General features: G+C 63.3%; 11 protein-coding genes. 6 read left to right on the forward strand and 5 right to left on the reverse strand.

Annotation, left to right across the window (positions count from 1 at the left end):
• Positions 1-8: 8 nt before the first annotated feature.
• Positions 9-1,460, reverse strand: coding sequence for a DUF3375 domain-containing protein (locus tag HMPREF3092_RS08005; protein WP_070424506.1), 1,452 nt, complete (start codon positions 1,458-1,460; stop codon positions 9-11).
• 423 nt (positions 1,461-1,883) lie between these two features.
• The gene (locus tag HMPREF3092_RS08010; RefSeq protein WP_070424507.1) at positions 1,884-3,029 is read right to left on the reverse strand and encodes a LysR family transcriptional regulator; all 1,146 of its coding nucleotides are present in this window, start codon (positions 3,027-3,029) and stop codon (positions 1,884-1,886) included.
• A gap of 219 nt (positions 3,030-3,248) precedes the next feature.
• Between HMPREF3092_RS08010 and HMPREF3092_RS08015 the strand changes: the two genes are divergently transcribed.
• From HMPREF3092_RS08015 to HMPREF3092_RS08025, 3 genes are all read left to right on the forward strand, one after another.
• Positions 3,249-4,439 carry an NAD(P)/FAD-dependent oxidoreductase gene (locus HMPREF3092_RS08015; protein WP_083274325.1) on the forward strand — a complete coding sequence of 397 codons (1,191 nt, stop codon included), beginning with the start codon at positions 3,249-3,251 and terminating at the stop codon, positions 4,437-4,439.
• Between the two features lie 183 nt (positions 4,440-4,622).
• Positions 4,623-6,161 carry an L-piperidine-6-carboxylate dehydrogenase gene (locus tag HMPREF3092_RS08020; protein WP_019174149.1) on the forward strand — a complete coding sequence of 513 codons (1,539 nt, stop codon included), beginning with the start codon at positions 4,623-4,625 and terminating at the stop codon, positions 6,159-6,161.
• A gap of 275 nt (positions 6,162-6,436) precedes the next feature.
• Positions 6,437-8,305 carry a heavy metal translocating P-type ATPase gene (locus HMPREF3092_RS08025; protein WP_256174411.1) on the forward strand — a complete coding sequence of 623 codons (1,869 nt, stop codon included), beginning with the start codon at positions 6,437-6,439 and terminating at the stop codon, positions 8,303-8,305.
• Here the strand turns inward: HMPREF3092_RS08025 and HMPREF3092_RS08030 are convergent, their stop codons facing one another.
• Entirely contained in the window at positions 8,306-8,812 is a 507-nt protein-coding gene (locus HMPREF3092_RS08030) for an endonuclease domain-containing protein (protein WP_070424509.1), read from the reverse strand.
• Positions 8,813-9,491: 679 nt separating this feature from the next.
• Complete coding sequence (locus tag HMPREF3092_RS08035) at positions 9,492-10,199, reverse strand: TetR/AcrR family transcriptional regulator (RefSeq protein ID WP_176745712.1); 708 nt, start codon at positions 10,197-10,199, stop codon at positions 9,492-9,494.
• 449 nt (positions 10,200-10,648) lie between these two features.
• Between HMPREF3092_RS08035 and HMPREF3092_RS08040 the strand changes: the two genes are divergently transcribed.
• Genes HMPREF3092_RS08040 through betT form a run of 3 tightly spaced genes read left to right on the forward strand, consistent with a single transcriptional unit; the run spans position 10,649 to position 16,086 of the window.
• Complete coding sequence (locus tag HMPREF3092_RS08040) at positions 10,649-12,142, forward strand: aldehyde dehydrogenase family protein (RefSeq protein ID WP_070424511.1); 1,494 nt, start codon at positions 10,649-10,651, stop codon at positions 12,140-12,142.
• Between the two features lie 57 nt (positions 12,143-12,199).
• On the forward strand, positions 12,200-13,948 hold the full coding sequence (gene betA, locus HMPREF3092_RS08045; RefSeq protein WP_062019957.1) for a choline dehydrogenase: 1,749 nt from the start codon (positions 12,200-12,202) through the stop codon (positions 13,946-13,948).
• Positions 13,945-16,086, forward strand: coding sequence for a choline BCCT transporter BetT (betT, locus tag HMPREF3092_RS08050; protein WP_070424512.1), 2,142 nt, complete (start codon positions 13,945-13,947; stop codon positions 16,084-16,086). The genes betA and betT overlap by 4 nt, the downstream gene beginning before the upstream one ends.
• A 108-nt stretch (positions 16,087-16,194) precedes the next feature.
• Here betT and HMPREF3092_RS08055 read toward each other — a convergent pair whose 3' ends face one another.
• On the reverse strand, positions 16,195-20,046 hold the full coding sequence (locus HMPREF3092_RS08055; protein WP_070424513.1) for a proline dehydrogenase family protein: 3,852 nt from the start codon (positions 20,044-20,046) through the stop codon (positions 16,195-16,197).
• Between the last annotated feature and the right edge of the window lie 178 nt (positions 20,047-20,224).

Genomic DNA, 20,224 nt, shown 5'->3' on the forward strand with positions numbered 1-20,224 from the left:
TAGTGTCCTCAAGATCTGGTTACCTTAATCTGAGCAAGCCGCACCTGGTACGTGAGTTCGTCATCCTGGGCTTCGATGGTCGATTCGACATCGTCGTTGATATCCACCTGAACATCCTCAGCCGGCAGGGACAGATAGCCGATGAGTTCGCTCACGCCCTGTTCTATCGGGTACATCTGCACAATGTCGTCCAGCAGCGCCGATTCGCCCTGTGGGATGATCGCGGCAAGCTGGCTCAAGAGTTTCGTCTGGTCAACAAAGACCTGTGATGTAAGCGCGGTGGTGTCGAGGTCTTCGGCCTCGCTGGGCTGCAGAAGGCTGTCGACCTCGGTGGTTGGACGCACGTCATACAGAGGGCGTTCCAACGGCAGCGCCACATCAACGCCCGGGACGTCGACTTCGATGCCGACGGGAGAGTCCTTCTTCGGCGCTTGCGCACGAACATCGACGGCATGGCGCTCGATGTCTTTTACCAGTTCCAGAACTCTGCGGTTTTCCACCCAGATTTGGTCATCCAGGAACCTGCGGAACTGTTCAGATATCTGGCGCACCGTCTGCTGAGTGCGTTCAGCGGCATCCGCCCAGTCGTGGTGGATAGTGCGTAACCGGCTGTCTGTCTGTATCTGAGCAAGTTCCGACACGCGGCCAAGCAGCTGCGACAGTTCTTCCTGTCTGGCCTCCGACAACAGCAGGTCATAAAATGCCTGGAAGCTGCGTCCCTGATCCGAACCATCGATATTGGCCCTGGTCGACACAAGTTCATCCAACAGTTCGCCGCGGCTGCCCTGCCACGTGGCGATCTTCTCTCGAGCACTCCGATCCAACGACCGGAAGTTTTCCTCCACCTGCCGAAAATCCGCCAACAGTTCCCTGGCGGTGGACGTAAACTGCTGATACCGATCCCTCAGCCTGGTGCCATCGAGCATGCCAAACTGCGGGTCCTGTTCAATCTGGCGAATCTCGCGATCAATTGAATCGCGGCGTCGCTTGAGTTCCGCAATACGTTCCTCAGGATCTTCTTCCGAACCCATCGAGATCTGCCGCAGCAGTTCTACAATCGTCTGCAGCCGCGACTCGGTGGCCACAAACGGGCGCACCTGCAGGCCGAGCACCCACGAATACGCCTTCTCCAGCGCAGGCGTGGCGTCGTAGTGAAGCTCGTCAGAATCTACCGGGTAGAACCTGCGCAGCCAACCAGAATCGTCCGCCGCCCAATCCTCTAAATAATCCGTAGGGTCCTTGGGGTACGGCGCAGGTTCGCCAAGGCTGACGGCCTGGTCATTCAGCCCGTAGAGCTCGTCATCCAGCGCACCCGCAAGTGTGCTGGCGGCCGTCGCGCCGTGGTTTTCCTCGATGAAATACCGACCCAAAAACGACAAAATCAAGGGCGCGTTCTGAGCGCGCAGCAACTTCCACGCGGGGTTCAGACGGCGCAACCGGTCGATCTGTTCGGCATCCATGATGCTCCAAGGTTAGCCGGGAAATAAGGGGGATAACAGGGATGAGGTGGCGGCTGCTTTTTGGGCGTCACCGGTCCGTTCTCACGCGGCCCGCCTCGGTCTCCTGCCTTCACGGGCCCGTTCTCACGCGGAAATGCAGATTCACGCTTTAATGCGGCGCATTAGCGCGTGAGGTTGCATTAAAGCGTGAGGTTTGGGTTGGTCGGCGACCGCCGAGGTGCCGGGTCGGGCCTTGTGAGCGTGCGGCTGGCGGAGGGGTGCTGGTCTGCATTCGGGGCTGAGCGCCATCCGTTCTCACGCGCAAATGCAGATTCACGCTTTAATACAGCGCATTAGCGCCTGAGTCCGCATTAAAGCGTGAATCTGTGCCACCTAGACGGCTGGTCGCCGCCATGCCCGGATGACTGCCGCGGCAACCCAGCCTCAGGCATTGAACACGTCGGTGAGCACGTCGACGACAGTGCGCGCCGCCGGTGTCAAGGGCGCATCGGTGGACGTGAGGATGACAATGTCGCGGCTGCCGCAGATTGTTCTGGGCAGAATGTGGACGTTCGCGGGGGCCATCCGCATCAGGTAGGGCGTAGCCAAGGTGACGCCCAACCCTGATGAAGCCATGGCCAGAGCCACCGCGGAGTCAGTGACAAGGTGCTTCTCGCGAGGCATAACGCCGAGTTCCCGGCAGGCCAGCCGGAACGCCCGACCCCACGTTGAATCAGCCGGCGGCAGAATCCACGGTACGCGGCCCAGTGCGCGCCGCAGGATTTCCTGATCGCGGAAAACATCACCGCGGCCTGGCGCCACCCCAAGTCCGACAGGAGAGCCGCCGGCGCCTCGAGTGCTGCCGGCGGCACCGACCTCGCCAGCCTCGCCGCCAACCCCGCCGCCAGACCCGCCAGCCCCGTCGCCAACTCCGCCCGAGTCCACAGGTGCGGCTTCGTGAGCAGCTGCATCCACCTCGTGAGTTTCGTCGATGCTGGGGCCGTCCTCGAGCCCAGCGGAAAGGCTCTTTACCTCGCGCCCTTCGGCGGTCAGGGCCGCCATGCCGCCGGGGCCGACGGCCACGGACAGCCGTTCGCGGCGGACGGGTTTCATGTGCACACCGCGGCGCGGGGGCAGGCGCGCATCAAGGTAGTCGATGCCGATCCCAACATCGATCAGCCCGGAAGCCACCGCCTCCTGCATTTCTTCGACGTCGACTTCGATGGTTTGCACGTCAATGCCCTTGCCCTCCAGCTGCTGCGTTGCTGGCTGCATGGCCGCGACCGAAGCCGAACCGAAAACTCCCACGGTCACAGTCGTGTCGGCGGAGGCTCCGCGCATGGCTCGGGCGGCTTGGCGTTCGGCGGCGACGACCGCTCGGGCGCGGGGCAGCAGCGCCCGCCCGGCTTCCGTGAGGACAACGGACCGCCCGCGAGGTGAAACGACGGGTGATCCGACTGCTCGGCTGAGTGCCGACATGTGTTGGCTGACCGCACCGGCCGTGTATCCCAGGCGGGTGGCGGCCGCGGCCATTGTTCCCTGCTCGGCGACTGCGACGAAGGTGCGCAGCTGCGTCAACGTCCACTGCATATGAGCAAGCTACACGATTCATCAGCAAAGCTAAACGGAAGCTTAAAAATATATCGCTTGTCCTTACGGCTCAGTGGGTTCACGATGGTGGTGTGGCCCGTTGGGACCACCGGCGAACTGGTCAGCGTCGACCTCATCGCCGTATCCCTCGGGCACTGTTCAGCGTTGAACAGCCCGCTGCCATCAGCGTTGATCGGCAGCCCGACGAGAGGAGCTTTCGTGAATGTGAATGTTCCCCAGACTGTTCCCACGTCCGCGTCCGTGGTCATCATCGGCGGCGGCATCATGGGCACAGCCACTGCGTACGAACTGGCAAAGGCCGGTGTTGAAGACATTGTGCTCATTGAGCGCGGCGAACTGGCCGGCGGTTCCACAAGCCGTGCTGCCGGTGGTCTGCGCTGCCAGTTCTCGGACGAAGCGAACATCATGCTCGGTGCGCGCAGCTTGGAGATCTTCCGCCGTTTTGAAGAGCAGATGGGCCAGAACATCGACATGGTCCAGTCCGGCTACCTGTTTCTGTTGGACAACGAGGCCGATGCCGAAAAGATGGCCGCCAACGTGGAACTTCAGGCGTCCTTGGGTCAGTCGTCTCGCATGATTTCGCCGGCTGAATGCGGCGAACTCAACCCCGTCATCCGCACCGACGACCTTGTTGCCGGCGCTTTCAACCCCTTCGACGCCCACTGCACGCCCGAGGCCGCTGTGGCCGGCTACGCCAAGAACGCCCGCCGGCTGGGGGTCACGATCCTCCGCGGGGTCGAAGTCACCCGCGTCATCGCAGAGGGGGACGAGGCGGAGCCCGGCTCCCGCCGGATTACTGGTGTTGAAACATCGGCTGGGCCGATTGCCGCTGACACCGTGGTGTGCGCGGCCGGAGCGTGGTCGAAGAAAATCGGTGCCGACGTGGGCATTGACCTGCCGGTTGAACCGCTGCGCCGTCACATTGTGGTGAGCGAACCGGTGAACTTCGACCCGCGCCGGCTGCCGTTCACCATCGACTTTTCGACCAGCTACTACTTCCATTCTGAAGGTGCTGGTCTGCTGTTGGGTGCTCCGGAGGTTGAAGACACGTGGGGCTTCAGCACCCAGCAGGACCCCGCGTGGCTTGAACTGCTCGCCGAACTCATGGAGCGGCGCACCCCCATGCTCGACGATGTTCAGCTGCGTCGCGGTTGGGCGGGACTCTACGAAGTCACCCCGGACCACAATGCGCTCATCGGCAAGTCTTCGCAGGTCGACGGCTTCCTGTACGCCACCGGCTTTTCCGGCCACGGCTTCCTCCAGGGCCCGGCGGTTGGCGAAATCATGGCGGACCTCTACCTGGACCGCACCCCGCTGATCGACATTTCGGGCCTGAGCCTGGACAGATTCGCATCTGGCGAAGTCCGCAAAGAAATGAACGTCGTGTAAGCGGGGGCGGCGGCTTTAGACCGTGGTACCGGCACTCCCGTCGGGCTGGTGCGGCGCAGCTGGGCTGGTACGGCGCCCGTGGGACGAAACCCCGCAGCGCCAGTACTCCAACCGCAAGCCCCCCAAACTCACCAATCTTCCGAACTCACAAGACTGAAGAACCAACTCAGAAAGGACACGCACATGTCACTGCCGACACAGCAGCAGATCCTCGAGACCACCAAGAAGGCGCTCGCCGCGTGCGGTGCCGATTTTGACCAGCTGACCTCCGCCTCGTCAGGTGGTGCGGGAAGCCTCACCCTGCGTTCGCCCATCAACGGTGCCGAACTCGGCCAGGTGCCGGCCGATGACGAAGCCGCGATGGGGCGCAAGCTCGACGCTGCCCGCGAAGCCTTCAAGCAGTGGCGCGATGTCCCTGCACCGGTGCGCGGCAAGGTCGTGCAGCGCTGGGGCCAGCTGCTGGAGGAACACAAGTCTGACCTGGGCGAACTCGTCACGATCGAAGCCGGCAAGATTCCGTCTGAAGCTGCCGGTGAAGTGCAGGAGATGATCGACATCTGCGAACTGGCGCTCGGCCAGTCGCGTCAGCTGTTCGGCAAGACCCTGCCGTCGGAGCGTCCCGGCCACCGCCTGATGGAAACGTGGCACCCGCTGGGCGTTGTCGGCATCATCACGGCGTTCAACTTCCCCGTGGCCGTGTTCGCGTGGAACACCGCACTCGCCCTCATTGCCGGTGACACGGTGGTGTGGAAGCCGTCGGAAACCTCGTCGCTGTCGGCCATTGGTGCGGAGGCTCTGCTGCGCCGTGCCGCGAAGGACTGCGGTGCGCCGGAAAACCTCAGCCAGGTGCTGCTGGGCGACCGCGACCTCGGTGCGGCCATGGTTGCCGACAAGCGCGTCGACCTGGTTTCGGCCACCGGTTCGGTTGCCATGGGTCGCAAGGTCGGCCCCGTTGTGGCTGAACGCTTTGGCCGGGTGCTGCTTGAACTCGGCGGCAACAACGCGGCAATCGTCGCACCCAGCGCAGACCTCGACCTGGCTCTGCGCGGGGTTGTCTTCGCAGCCGCGGGCACGGCCGGTCAGCGCTGCACCACGCTGCGCCGCCTGATTGTGCACTCCTCGATCGCCGATGACCTCGTTGACCGTGTGGCCAAGGCCTACGGCACGCTGGCCATCGGCTCGCCCACCGACGACGGCACGCTGGTTGGTCCGCTCATCAACAAGGCTTCCTTCGACGCCATGCAGAACGCACTTCGCGCGGCAGAAGAACAGGGCGGAACGATTGTCTGCGGCGGCAAGCGCGTGCTCACCGACGAAGCTGACGACGCCTACTACGTCGAACCGGCCGTCGTCCGCATGCCCTCGCAGACGCAGATCGTGGAAGATGAAACCTTCGCACCCATCCTCTACGTCATGGAGTACGACGACTTCGACGCCGCCGTGGAACTCAACAACGCGGTTCCGCAGGGCCTGTCGAGTGCCGTGTTCACCTCGGAACTTGCAGAAGCCGAGCGTTTCCTCGCCTACTCCGACACCGGCATCGCGAACGTCAACATCGGTACGTCCGGTGCTGAAATCGGCGGCGCATTCGGCGGCAATAAGGAAACCGGTTGGGGCCGCGAATCCGGCACCGATTCCTGGCAGGCCTACATGCGCCAGGCGACGAACACCATCAACTACTCGGGCGAACTGCCCCTGGCCCAGGGCGTTGAGTTCATCTGATGTAGGGGTTTAGCCGCGGGGTTGGGGTTAGGGCTCTGAGTTGGGCCCGGCTTTGGCGTTGGCTTTGCGTCCTGACACTGCTGCGATGTGCAAAAACTCCGGTTTCTGCTGCCACGTGCAAAAACTCGGTCGGAATCGCTGATTTCGGCCGAGTTTTTGCACTCCAGAGCAGAATGTAAACGCAGGCAGACGAAGCGCTTCCGTCCCTGTTAGGCAAGGCATAGCTTGCTGGCGGAAATCCGCGGATTGGGCAGTATCGGAGTATGGGAACCGTGATGCGCATTTTCCGTGAGTACAAGCTGCTGGCCGCGGTGCTGGTGGAGCTCATCGTTGTTCTCGCGCTGCACTTTTCCGGCCTGACCACCGCTGCGCAGCTGGTGGCGACGGTGTTCGTCGGGTTCGTCATCCTGCTGACCGTCATCGACATGGTCAAGCAGCTTTTGCGGCGGGAGCTCGGGCTCGACATTCTGGCCGTCGTGGCGATGACCGCCTCGCTTGCGGTCGGGGAGTATTTGGCGGCGTCGATTATTGCGCTCATGCTCACCGGCGGCGAGGCGCTGGAAGACTACGCGGCCGCGCGTGCCCGCCGTGATCTGCGCAGCTTGTTGGACCGCGCCCCGCAGCGGGCACACCGACTGCCGGCTGTTGATGCCCCTGTTGACCAGGCAGAAAACATTGAAATCGACCGTGTGGAGCCCGGCGATGTTCTGCTTGTGCGGCCTGCCGAAGTTGTTCCTGTTGACGGCGAGGCGATTGACGCGGGTTCGTTCGATGAATCGTCTTTGACGGGTGAGTCGGCGGCTGTCGCGAAGGATGTCGGCGACACGATTCTGTCTGGTTCGGTCAACGGCACGCAGGCCGTGCGGATGCGCGCAACGCGTTCGGCGGCGGATTCGCAGTACCAGAAGATCATTGCTTTGGTGCGCCAGACTGAGGATCAGCAGGCGCCGATTGTTCGTGTGGCCGACCGCTACGCCATGCCGTTTACGGCGGTGTCGCTGCTGATCGCAGGGCTTGCGTGGTGGCTCAGCGGTGACCCTGTCCGGTTTGCCGAGGTGCTGGTTCTGGCCACGCCGTGCCCGCTGCTGATTGCTGCTCCCGTTGCGTTCCTTGGTGGTATGAGCCGGGCGTCGAATGCGGGAATCATCGTCAAGGGCGGTGCCGTCCTTGAGGCGTTGGGTTCGGCTTCGACCGCTGCCTTCGACAAGACGGGCACACTGACTTACGGCCGGCCGACGGTTGCCAAGGTGCGCGCCGTTGGTGTCTCTGAGGACGAACTGCTGGCTGTTGCGGCTGCTGCCGAACAGTTTTCATCTCACGTTTTGGCACTCGGTGTGATTGAGGCTGCTGAGGGGCTTTCGCTTCCCGAGGCGCGGAATGGTCGTGAGGTCGCGACTGAAGGTGTCGAGGCCGAGGTCAGCTTTGGTGCTGCTGGCGGCGCTGCTGCTGGCGGTGCGGCTGGCGTTGTCGTTCGCGTTGGCACGCTTGGTTTTGTTCGCGGCATGGCGCCGGAGGCGTTTGAGGTTGAGTTCGAGGCCGGTCAGACTGCCGCTTATGTGTCGGCCGGCAATGAGTATGCCGGTGCGCTGATCCTTGATGATCAGGCGAGGGACAACGCCGGACAGTTGGTTTCGGAGCTGAGGCGGCACGGCTTTGAGAAAGTCACGATGCTCACCGGCGACAACCCGTACACTGCGCAGGCGATTGCTGCTGAGGTCGGGATTGACGATGTGCACGCATCGCTGTTGCCGGAGGACAAGGTTCGTCTGCTGCACGAGATCGAGCCGAAACCGGTCATCATGGTCGGTGACGGAGTCAACGATGCGCCGGTTCTCGCGGCTGCCGGGGTTGGCATTGCGATGGGGGCTCGCGGCGATACAGAGGCCTCCGAAGCTGCTGATGTCGTGATCACCCGTGACGATATTTCCCGTGTTGGCAAGGCTGTCGACATTGGGCGTTGGACTTTGGCGGTGGCGAAGAGCGCCATTTGGATCGGCATCATTTTGTCGCTCGTGCTGATGGGCTTCGCCTTCTTCGGTTTCATTCCAGCCGTTGTGGGTGCGCTGCTGCAGGAAGTCATCGACCTGGCCGCAATCGTCTACGCACTGCGAGCACTGAAGGGCCCCGAACGCTTCAAGGTGTAGTCAGGGTTTCCAGCCGCGTGCCCGCAGGGCGTCTCGAATCACCGCGAGGTATTCGGCCGGCGGCATCGATTTGGTCACCCGGATGACTGTCCAGCCTGCGGCCTCGAAAGCGCGGTATCTGCGGATATCGCTGGACCACTGGTCCGCATCGGTCATGTGGTGGATGCCTTCGTATTCGCAGCACACCTTGTATTCCTCCCAAGCCAGGTCGGGTTTCCTGTACTCGCCGATGCTCGGCAGATAGATCCGCGGGTTGACCGCCGGTTCGGGCAGTCCTGCGCGAATGATCTCGAGGCGCAGGCTCGTTTCCCGAGGTGACTGCACCCCTGGTCTGGCCAGTGGCAGGGCTTTGCGCAGAGTTCTGTAGGTGCGGGACTGCGGCAGCTCCCGGATGAAGTTCTTGAGTTTGGCGTGGTCGACTTTCGGGCCGCCGTTCCACGTGCCCAAGAGTCCATCAAGAAGCTGCAACGCCTCACGGAAGTTCAACTCCGCAGCGATTTGAACCATAACTTCCAGTCCGGAGGCGACTGGAAGGTCGAACCAAAGGACTCTTTTATCTATGGGTTTGCGGTTGGACCTGACGTTCTTCATGCGAATCTGTCTGCCTCTGCGGCCGGTACTTACGAACACCAGTTCTTCACGCTGGAGTCTGTAAGGCAAAACCATGCCGTAGAGCGCTCCCGCAGTAGGCCCTACTCCGGTCGCTTCGGGGTATTTGCTCTGCACGGCAGAAAGCAGTTCTCGCTGTTTAAACCACAAGTCATCTGCCCAACGTGGCGCCCTGCCGATGCTTCGAATGTCACCGAACGCTCGTACACCGTGAACCAGCTGTCGGCTGTTGGCATCGATTGTCCACCTGGTTACACCGTTGTTCAGAAGGCTTCCCGTGGTGGCAATACCTGTGGCCGGTTTCCATAAACCGGACGTCGTGTTTTCTCCATGCCCCATATTCGGAAGGTAGGAGCGCTCGAGCAGCAGGTGCCACGGGTTTCTGGACCCTGTGGACAGCACCTGAGTTGTCCCCTGCACGGAGCACCGAAGTCAAAGCTCTGGAGAATCTGCTCCTGCGTGCAAAAACTCGGGCCAAAACAGGGTTTTTGGCCGAGTTTCTGACCACCTAAGCAGATTCCGGAGTTTTTGCACGCAGGAGCAGAAGCAGAAGCCGGTGCGTGTTGCCGTTTGTGCTTTACGCCGCGGTGAACGCGTCGATGAGCGCTTCGGCGCTCGCGCGGCCCTCGGCGATGGCGGTGGGGTAGTCCTCGCGCAACATCAAGGACATCGTGCCCGTGTACGCGACCATGAGTGCCGACGCCAACGCCTCCGCTCGGCTGCCTGAGCCCGCCGCACCACCACCCGCCGAGGCGCCGCTCACCTGGCCATCCCCACTTCCCGGGGCGCCACCCGCCTGGGCGGACGAGGCGCCGCTCACCTCTTCAGCGCCCTCACTTCCTGCCGGCTCACCTGTGATTTCGCGGGCCGCGGCCAGGAGTCGTGTGCGCAGCAGCTGGGTTTCTTCGTCGAGAACGGCCTGCAACTGAGCGCTGGGGTGTTCGATGGCGGCAGCGGTCCCGCTGAAGGCGCACCAGCGTTCGGTCATGTGTTCGCCCTGGTACGTCGTAAGCGCGTCCCAGAGGGCCAGTGCCCGGTCCTTCGGACAGTCAGCCGCAGCGATTTCGGCATCCCACACGCCTGTCCAAATATGCAGGCGACGGCGCAGAGCAGCCGCGATCAGCCCTTCTTTGCTCCCGAAGTGTGAGTAGAGACTCGGCGGGGATGCCTGCGCGTCTTTGAGAATCCGGTCGACCGGAGTGGAAATGACACCGTGGATGAACAGCAGTGCGTCGGCGGAATCCAACAGTCGTTCGCGGACTGGCTTGGTCGTTTGCTTACGCACCGTACTCGCCGCAGGCCTACCCGCTGGCTTGGTCGCCTGCTTACGCACCGAACTCGCCGCAGGCCTACCCGCTTGTTCAACAGGCTGATTGCCTGCTGACCCATCCGCGGGTGCACTCGGAGATTGACCCGCCTGGCTGCTGGCCTGGCTTGTCGGCTTCATGGTTCGCAATCGTACTCCTGAATCTCGGCAGCACTTCGGCTTACCCTCGCTGGCGCCTGGCGTGCTCCGATCTCGTAGCTCAACAAAAGTATAACGCGCGTTTTATTTTCGATATAACGTGCGTTATCGTTGCAAAGAGGCGTGAGGCTGGGACGTGCAGCTTTCGTAAGTGAAGCTCTCGCCGCGAGAAGCACCCACAAGCGAAACGTCCGCCGTGCGAAACCCCCGCAAGCGAAAACCAGCCAGCAAACGCAGCAAACCTACAAGCCAAAAGCGAAGGAAGTGCCGTGCCGAGCATTTACATCAACGGACAGTGGCAAGAAGCGGAATCACAGGAAACCCGAGACATCCTCTGCCCGGCCGATGGATCGCACGTGATCACTGTCAGCGAAGGCGACCGTGCTGACGCCCGCCGCGCCATCGAAACCGCCCGCAAAACTTTCGACGAAGGCACCTGGTCAACTACCCCGGCAGCCGAACGCGGCGCCATTGTCAACCGTCTGGCCGACATCCTCGAGCGCGACAAAGACAAGGTCGCCCGCATGGAATCCGAGGACACGGGCAAGCGCTTCGTCGAGTCCCAGCAGGACATGGACGACATCATCAACGTCTTCCGCCACTTCGCAGGCCTGGCTGACAAGCACGCGGGCCGCGTGGTTGACCCGGGCGACCCGACCATCTCCAGCCGCGTCGTCACCGAACCGGTGGGCGTGTGCTCGCTCATCACCCCGTGGAACTTCCCGCTGCTGCAGACGGCCTGGAAGATCGCTCCGGCCATCGCCGCCGGAAACACCTTCGTGCTCAAGCCGGCCGAGCTGACTCCCCAGACCGCCATGTGGCTCATGGATGCCCTTGACGAGGCGGGGCTTCCGGCTGGTGTCGCAAACCTCGTCACCGGTCCGGGTGGCACCGTGGGTGCCGAAATGACGGAAAACCCGCAGGTGGACCTCGTGTCGTTCACTGGTGGTCTCGAAACCGGCCGCGTGATCATGGCCGCGGCCGCTCCGACCGTGAAGAAGGTCGCCCTGGAACTGGGCGGTAAGAACCCCAACATCATCTTTGCCGACGCTGATCTCGAAGCGGCAATCGACAACGCGCTCACCGCGATCTTCCTGGACTCCGGCCAGGTGTGCTCGGCTGGTGCTCGTCTGATCGTCGAAGAGTCGATTCACGATGAGGTCGTCGACGAACTCGTTCGCCGCGCCGAACTGATCCGCCTGGGCGGCCCGTTTGACGAAAACGCCGAAACCGGCCCGCTCATCAGCGAAGACCACCTGAACAAGGTGCACCGCTACGTCGAAGAGGCCATCGAAGACGGTGCTGTTCTGCGCACCGGCGGCAAGCGCGGCGAAGGCGAACTGGCGCAGGGCTCCTACTACCTGCCGACCATCCTCGACCGCTGCGACCAGTCGATGCGCTGCGTCCACGACGAGTCCTTCGGCCCCGTGCTGACCGTCGAAACCTTCTCCGGCGATACCGCGGAAGCTGCCGAGGACGCCGCAGTGGCACTGGGCAATGACACCATCTACGGCCTTGCCGGTGCCGTGTGGACCGAAAACGCCGGCCGCGCCGAACGTGTCGCCGGCCGCCTGCGCCACGGCACCGTCTGGATCAACGACTTCCACCCGTACGTCCCGCAGGCCGAATGGGGCGGCATGAAGCAGTCCGGCATCGGCCGTGAACTCGGCGAAGACGGCCTGGCCGAATACCAGGAGGTCAAGCACGTCTGGCACAACACCAAGCCGGCACCGGCCGACTGGTTCTCCGGCCGCAAAGCCTGACTCGCAGAGCCTGACCCACCCCTCAATCTTCTGTTCTCAATTCCAAGGAGTGTTCCCGTGAAGAAGCACTATGACTATGTGATCGTCGGCGGCGGTTCCGCCGGTTCGGCGCTCGCCAACCGCCTGTCGGCTGACCCCAGCACCAGCGTGCTCGTGCTGGAGGCCGGCCGTGCGGACTTCAAGTTCGACCCGCTGATCCACATGCCTGCCGCACTCATGTTCCCGTCGGGCAACCCGATGTACGACTGGCGCTACCAGACTGACCCGGAACCGCACATGGGCGGCCGTCGCGTGGCGCACACCCGCGGTAAGGTGCTGGGCGGTTCGAGCTCGATCAACGGCATGATCTTCCAGCGCGGAAACGCCGGTGACTACGACAAGTGGGCCACCTTCGAAGGCATGGAGGACTGGGACTACGCCCACGTCCTGCCGTACTTCAAGCGCATGGAGACGACCCTTGCCGGTGCCGATGAGTGGCGCGGCGGCGCCGGTCCGCTGACCCTTGAGCGCAAGAAGGCCAACAGCCCGCTGTTCCAGGCGTTCTTCGAGGCCACCCGCCAGGCCGGCTACGCTCCGACGGACGACGTCAACGGCTACCGCCAGGAGGGCTTCGCCCCCTTCGATGCGAACACCTACAAGGGTTCGCGCATGAGCGCTTCGCGTTCCTACCTGTGGCCGGTCAAGAACCGCAAGAACCTCGACATTGCGACTCTCGCTTTTGTCACCCAGCTGCGCTGGAACGGCACCCGTGTGACCGGGGTCGACTTCGTACGAGGCGGAAAGAAGCCGCACAGCGTCTCCGCCGGCGAGGTGATCCTCTGTGGAGGTGCCTTCAACTCACCTCAGGTGCTGCAGCTGTCCGGTGTGGGCGACCCCGACCACCTGCGTTCGGTCGGCATCAAGCCGCGCGTCGACCTGCCGGGTGTTGGTGAGAACCTGCAGGACCACCTCGAGGTCTACCTGCAGCACGAATCGGTGCAGCCGGTTTCCATCCAGCCGTGGCTGAAGATGTGGAAGGCCCCGTGGATCGGTGCGCAGTGGCTGTTCGCCAACGCCGGTGTGGGTGCTTCGAACCACTTCGAGGGCGGCGGCTTCATCCGCACCAACGACGACGTCGTGTACCCGAACCTCATGTTCCACTTCCTGCCGATCGCCGTTCGTTACGACGGCACCGGCGGCGACCACGAACACGGCTACCAGGTGCACATCGGCCCGATGAACTCCGACGTTCGCGGCCACGTGAAGATCAAGTCGAACGACCCCAAGCAGCACCCGTCGATCCTGTTCAACTACCTGTCGACCGAAAACGACCGTCGCGAATGGGTTGAGGTTGTGCGCGCTGCACGCCACATCCTGTCCCAGCCGGCGTTCGCACCGTTCGACGGCGGCGAACTGTCGCCCGGTAAGGACGTTGAAACCGACGAGGAGATCCTCGACTGGATCCGCCGCGACGCAGAAACCGCTCTGCACCCGTCGTGCTCGGCGAAGATGGGTGTCGACGACATGTCGGTTGTCGACCCGTCGTCCATGAAGGTCCACGGCACCGAGGGACTGCGCGTTGTCGACGCTTCAGTCTTCCCGACCATCACCAACGGCAACATCTACGCACCCGTCATGATGGTTGCTGAGCGCGCTGCCGACCTCATTGCCGGCAACACCATGCTCGAGCCCGAATACCCGCCGGTCTACAAGGCCAAGTCCGGTATGCCGCTGTACCCCGAAGGCGACCCGCGCAACAGCGCGTGGAACGCCCGCACGGACATCCCCAGTGCGCTTGAGGCAATGGCTGCGGGTGATGACAAGTGAGCAGCACCCCATCAAACCCCAAGCCGCAGTCCCAGACTGCGGCGGGCGGCACCTCGTCAGCTGTTGCAGAAGTCGAACCTGAGCTTCGGCCCCAGGTGACCAGCCCCAAGGTCAAGCCGGTTGTGCTCGGCGTGACCGGCGTGTTCATCGCGCTGGTCGCCGGGTGGGCGCTGTTCTTCACGGAGTCGGCCGAGGCGACACTCGGCGTGCTCGTGGGATGGATCGGCAACTGGTTCGGCTGGTTCTACATCCTGCTGGCCACCGCGATTTTGGTGTTCGTGGTGGTGCTCGCCCTGCGGTACTCAAAGATCCGCTTGGGCAAGGACACTGACCGTCCCGAATACTCGACGTTCGCGTGGGCATCCATGCTGTTCGCAGCCGGCATCGGCACTGACGTGATGTTCTTCGCGGTTGCCGAACCCGCCTCGCAGTACCTGGCGCCTCCCGTGACGGAAGCCGGATCGCTTGACGCGGCACGCGAAGGCACCGTGTGGACGCTGTTCCACTACGGCATCACCGGCTGGGGCATGTACACGCTCATGGGCATCGCCCTGGGCTACTTCGCCCACCGCAAGGGCCTCCCGCTGGCAGTCCGTTCGGCGCTCTACCCGCTGTTCGGCAAGCGCATCAAGGGCGGCGTGGGCAACGCCGTCGACATCGCGACGGTGCTCGGCACGATCTTCGGTGTTGCAACCTCGCTCGGTATTGGCGTGGTCATGCTCAACGTGGGCCTGGACATCATGTTCGGCATCGACCAGGGCACCCCTGCTCAGGTCGGCCTCGTGGTCGTCGCGGTTCTCGTGGCAATCGTGTCGGCGACATCCGGTGTTGATAAGGGCATCCGCATCCTCAGCCAGCTCAACGTGGTGCTCGCACTCGTGCTGGCCGGCTGGGTTCTGGTGTTCGGCGACACCGCATTCCTGCTGCGTGCCGCAACCATGAACGTCGGCGACTTCATCAGCATGTTCCCCGGCCTGACACTCGACACGATGGCATACGACCACCCGGCCGAATGGATGAACCTGTGGACCCTGTTCTTCTGGGCCTGGTGGGTTGCCTGGGCAAGCTTCGTCGGCATGTTCCTGGCCCGCATCTCCAAGGGCCGCACGCTGGGACAGTTCGTCATCGGCACGCTCACCATCCCGTTCATCTACATCCTCATGTGGGTGACGATGTTCGGAAACACGGCGATTGCGCGCATCCGTTCGGGCGACACCGCGTTTGCCGAAGCTGCAGTCGACACACCGGAGTCCGGTTTCTACATGCTGCTGCAGCAGTTCCCCGGAGCGTTCTTCCTGGTGGGACTGGCAACGTTCGTCGGTCTGCTGTTCTACGTGACATCGGCTGACTCCGGTGCACTGGTCATGGCAAACCTCACCAGCCGCCTCCCGGATGCCGAAACCGACGCCAAACCGTGGGTGCGCATCCTGTGGGCCGTGGCAACCGGTGTTCTGACGATCGCCATGCTGGTGGTCGGCGGCATCACCGCGCTGCAGTACGCCACGGTTGTTATGGGCTTGCCGTTCGCATTCGTCATGATCTTGGTTGCCATTGGTCTGCTGCGCGCACTCGAAGGCGAACGCAAGCAGACGAACGCCATGATGGATTCGCTGCGCTCGCAGGTTGTCGGTGCTGGCGGTGTCGTTGGCGGCGGTGCCGGTGCTGGTGCGGCGGGTGGCGCTGGTGCTGGCAGCTGGCGGAATCGTCTGCGGCGCCAGTTCGGCAATGTGTCGCTGCGATCCACGCAGGAGCGCATGTCCGAGGTTGTCATCCCCGCGCTGGAAGAAGTCGCAGCGGAACTGCGTGAGCAGGGAGTTGACGCGCAGATCGTCCGCGAAGACGACGTGTCGAAGAACATCAAGCACTCCGTGTCGCTCACTGTTCAGGGCACGCACGAAATGCTGGAGAACTTCGACTACACGGCGCAGATTCGCCAGATCAAGGCCGCAACCTACGGCACCCGCATGCGCGAAGCCGACGATGTCTCGAGCCAGCTCGAGGTCAAGGTTCCCGGTGGCGGAACCTACGACATCCTGGACTACTCGCGTGAGCGGATCGCCCACGATGTTCTCGACCACTACACGTGGTGGCTGAACTCGAACGTCGCTGTGACGGAGGAGACCAAGGTAGGGGAGTAACTCTGCTGCCACGTGCAAAAACTCCGGATTCTGCTTATACGTGCAAAAACTCGGCCGAAAACTGCGATTTCGGCCGAGTTTTTGCACGCCCGAGCAGATTCGGTCCGCTTACGCCGTCCGGCCCAGGCGTTCAGCTAGGCGGTGGAAGCCCGGGTCTGGGTCGCCGAAGCGGTGCAGCGTCATCGAGATTGCCTGCTCGTGCAGGTAGTAGCGGCCTTCGATGCGGCCCGAGGCGGTCACCGGCTCATCGAGCACGGCCACTTCCGGCCGGTCGACAATGGCTTCGAGCACTTCGGCTTCCGCCGCACCGATGCTGCGCACGCGGGCTGCTCCGTTGACCAAAAGCTGGCCATCGGACAGGCGCTTGCCGAACTCAGCGGCCGATTCAAGGGCGACGCCGCCACCCGTGCCGTTCGCGCTTCCACCAGCGTCCACCCCAGAACCAGCTGCCGCAACCGCTGCCGCGCGGACAGACCCTTCAGCATCAGAGGCAACACTCCAGGTCAGCGGCGTGCCCAGACGCTGAGCAGCTTCGGCCACGCGTGTGATTTCCACAGGCTTTGCCTCAGCAGTCACGCGCACGGTCACCGCCGTGGGCAGGTAGCGGAAGATGTTCGCCTCCGATTCGAAACCGTCCGAGTCGCGGGCAACGCCGAACTCGCGGCGAATGGCTTCGTCATCAGAGCGGCGGGCGCGTTCAAGCCAATCGCGTTCATCACGCGTTGCCGCAGTGCCCGAAACTGAACCACCCGCAGCACCCGAAGATGTCGAGGACCCGGGTGCCTCCACCTCGTCAGCCAGAGCAGCCGAACCAGGCCTGTCCGCCCAGGTGCCCATCATGTGAACGTAGTTGGGGCCGCCGGCCTTGGAGCCCAGCCCGACCGACGACTTCTTCCAGCCACCGAAGCTCTGGCGGCGCACAATCGCGCCCGTGATTCCGCGGTTGACGTACAGGTTGCCGGCTTGGACGCGGCCGAGCCATTCGTCGACTTCGCGCGGATCGAGCGAGTGAATACCGGCGGTCAGACCGTACTCGACGGCGTTCTGCAGGCGGATGGCTTCGTCAAGATCGCGCGCGTGCATGAGCCCGAGCACCGGTCCGAAGCACTCCGTCATGTGGAAGAACGACCCCGGCTGCACGCCAGTCCGGATACCCGGACGCCATAGCGGACCGGGCATACCCGGTGCCCGCTGGTCCGAATCTGACGAGGTGCCACCGGCTCCCACCTGCTTCTCACCAGGGGAAATGTCTCCGGTTGGGATGCCGGGTGCCGCAGCGAGCAGTTTCGGTTTGATGAGCCATTCTTCGCCGACTTCCAGGCGGGTCAGCCCGCGCTGGAGCTTGTCGCTGGGGGCTCCCGTCAGCGGTCCGATGGTGGCCGACAGGTTGAGCGGGGAGTCCACAATGAGAGATTCCGTCGCGTCGACCAGCTGGCTCAGGAAGCGCTGTGAGTCGTACATCGAGCCCACCAGAATACCCAGCGAAGCGGCCGAGCACTTCTGTCCCGCGTGTCCGAATGCTGAGTTCACAAGGTCGGCCACGGCGAGGTCGCGGTCGGCGGACGGGGTGATGATCATTGCGTTCTTGCCGCTGGTTTCTGCGTTGATCGCCAGGGATGGGCGGAACGAACGGAAAAGCGCAGCTGTGTCAGAGGCTCCTGTCAGGATGACCCTGTCAACGTCCGGATGGCTGATCAGCGCCTTGCCGGTTTCGCTTTCAATCGGCGGCACCAGCTGTAGGACGTTGCGCGGGATGCCCGCTTGCCACAGCGTTTCGACGATCATCCGCGAACACTCGGGCGTCATGCCCGAAGGTTTGTGGATGACTGCTGAACCTGCGGCGAGTGCTGCCACGGTCGATCCCGTTGGAATTGCTACGGGGAAGTTCCACGGAGGTGTAATGACAGTTACTTGATCAGGCGTGAACTGCACGCCGTCGCGGGTTTCGATTTCTTCGATCTCGAGGGCTTGGTCGGCGTAGTAGCGGATGAAGTCGATGGCTTCGGACAGTTCGGGGTCGGACTGGGCGAGTGTTTTGCCTGCTTCGGCCGCTGCGACTGCGAGGAATTCGCCGCGTCGTTGTGCGAACAGTTCGGCTGCCCGCTGGAAGTAGGGCAGGCGGCCGCGTGCGCCGAGTGCTGCCCAGTCGGCTGCTGCCTGTTTGGCGGTCTGCACTGTTGCGTCGACGTCGAAGCCATCCGCGGTTCGCGGGCTGATGTCGATGCGCTCTGCCGCTGCGATCACCTGCCTGGACCATTCCTGGTTGGCCGGCAGGGCGGGGTCGGTGTTCGGCTCGTTTGCGAAGCCGCGGACGGGGGCCGCTGCGGGGGTGGTCTCCGCAGGACCCACGCCCGATGCGCCCGCATCTGCCGCGCTTCCCTCACCTTCACCGGCGCCCGCGTTCTCACCCGAGGTGTCGGACTGGGTGGTGAGCGGCGCCTCGTGCAGTCGGTTCTGCGTGCGGTTGGGGCCGGGAGGTGTGTCGCCTTCGCGGGCGAGTACGGTTTCGAGGTCGCTCAGCGAGGCCAGGAAGCGGCTGCGTTCGCGCTGGAAGATGGGCCCGCTGTCGGTCAGGTCGAAAATGCCGGACATGAAGTTTTCGTTTGCGGCGTTTTCTTCTAGGCGGCGCACCAGGTAGGAGATTGCGACGTCGAACTGTTCGGGTGCGACGGCCGGAACGTACAGGAGGACGTCGCCGACGTCTGCGGCAACCTGCTCGGACTGTTCTTCGGCCATGCCGTGCAGCATTTCGAATTCGACGCGGTCTTCAACGCCGCGCCGCTTGGACAAGTGATGGGCGAAGGCGATGTCGAACAGGTTGTGTCCGGCGACACCCAGGCGCAGCCCCTGCATGTTCTCTGGGGTCAGCAGCCAGTGGAGCACGCGCTTGTAGTTGGCGTCGGTGGCCTGTTTGGAGGGGTTGACGGTCAGCGGCCATTCGGCGGTTTCGGCGTGCACGCGTTCCATGGACAGGTTCGCACCCTTGACCAGGCGGACTTTGATGCCCGCGCCGCCGTCGGCCACGCGCTGCGCCCCGAATTCGGCCAGCCGCTGGGTGGCTGCGAGTGCATCCGGCAGGTAGGCCTGCAGAACGATGCCGGCTTCCAGCTGCTTGAACGCCGGTTCGCTCAGCAGGCGTTCGAAGACGTCGATTGTCAGGTGGAGGTCCTGGTATTCCTCCATGTCGAGGTTGATGAACTTCTGGCCGCGGCCGGCGGCTTCGAGTTCGACGGCGTCTTCGTACAGCGGGCGCAGGCGGTCCACCACGTAGTCGACCGTGCCGGGGTAGTCCCACATGCTGATCTGCGAGGCCACGGAGGACACTTTGATCGATACGTAGTCGACATCGTCCCTGGCCAGAAGCCTGCGGGTGTCCTGCAGGTGACGGTCGGCCTCTTGTTCGCCGAGCACTGCTTCGCCCAGCAGGTTGATGTTGAGGCGGTGTCCGGCCTCGTGCATTGCCTTGACAGCTTTGCCAAAAGGCTCGGGCCGGGCATCGATCACCATGTGCCCGACCATCTGCCGCAGCCGAGCCTTCGCGACGGGGATGACCACGTGCGGCAGCTTTTCGGCCATGGCGGCGCCGGCCTTGATCTGCATGCGCTCAGCCAAGGGCAGTGATTTGGGGGTGAGTTCGGCGATTTCGGCCAGTGCTTTTGCGGCGGCCCGAGGGTCTTCCGTGCGGATCACTCGGTCGACGAAGCCCTGCGTGAACGGCAGCCCATTCGGGTCCTTCAGCACCGCTGCCAGGAGGCGTGCGCCCTTGTCAGCCTGGCGGGTGGCCTTGTTGGCTGCTTCTTTGGCTGCCGAGTTTGTTCCGGTTGCCCCAGCTGCCGAGGTGGAACCCGCCTCACTGGGCTGGTTCGCCTTGCGCAGCCACTTGCGGACGGTCTCGATGGCGTCTGCGCTGACTGCGGACAGTTCGGCGTCGGTGATGAAATCTGCTTCTGTGTGCGACACGATCGCTCCTCTTCACTGAGATGCTCAGGCCGCCGGGTGGCTGTGGCCTTCTGGCTCTGGCCGCCCGGTGTGTGCTCACGCCACGGTGCATGAGCCGTTTTCGACATTGTGGAGCCGAATGGCTGACATCAGCGCACAACGGGCGATAATCTGAGTCAAAACTCGGTGGTGCCCGAGT

The organism is Brevibacterium sp. HMSC24B04, assembly GCF_001806835.1.
Taxonomy (GTDB): Bacteria; Actinomycetota; Actinomycetes; order Actinomycetales; family Brevibacteriaceae; genus Brevibacterium; species Brevibacterium ravenspurgense.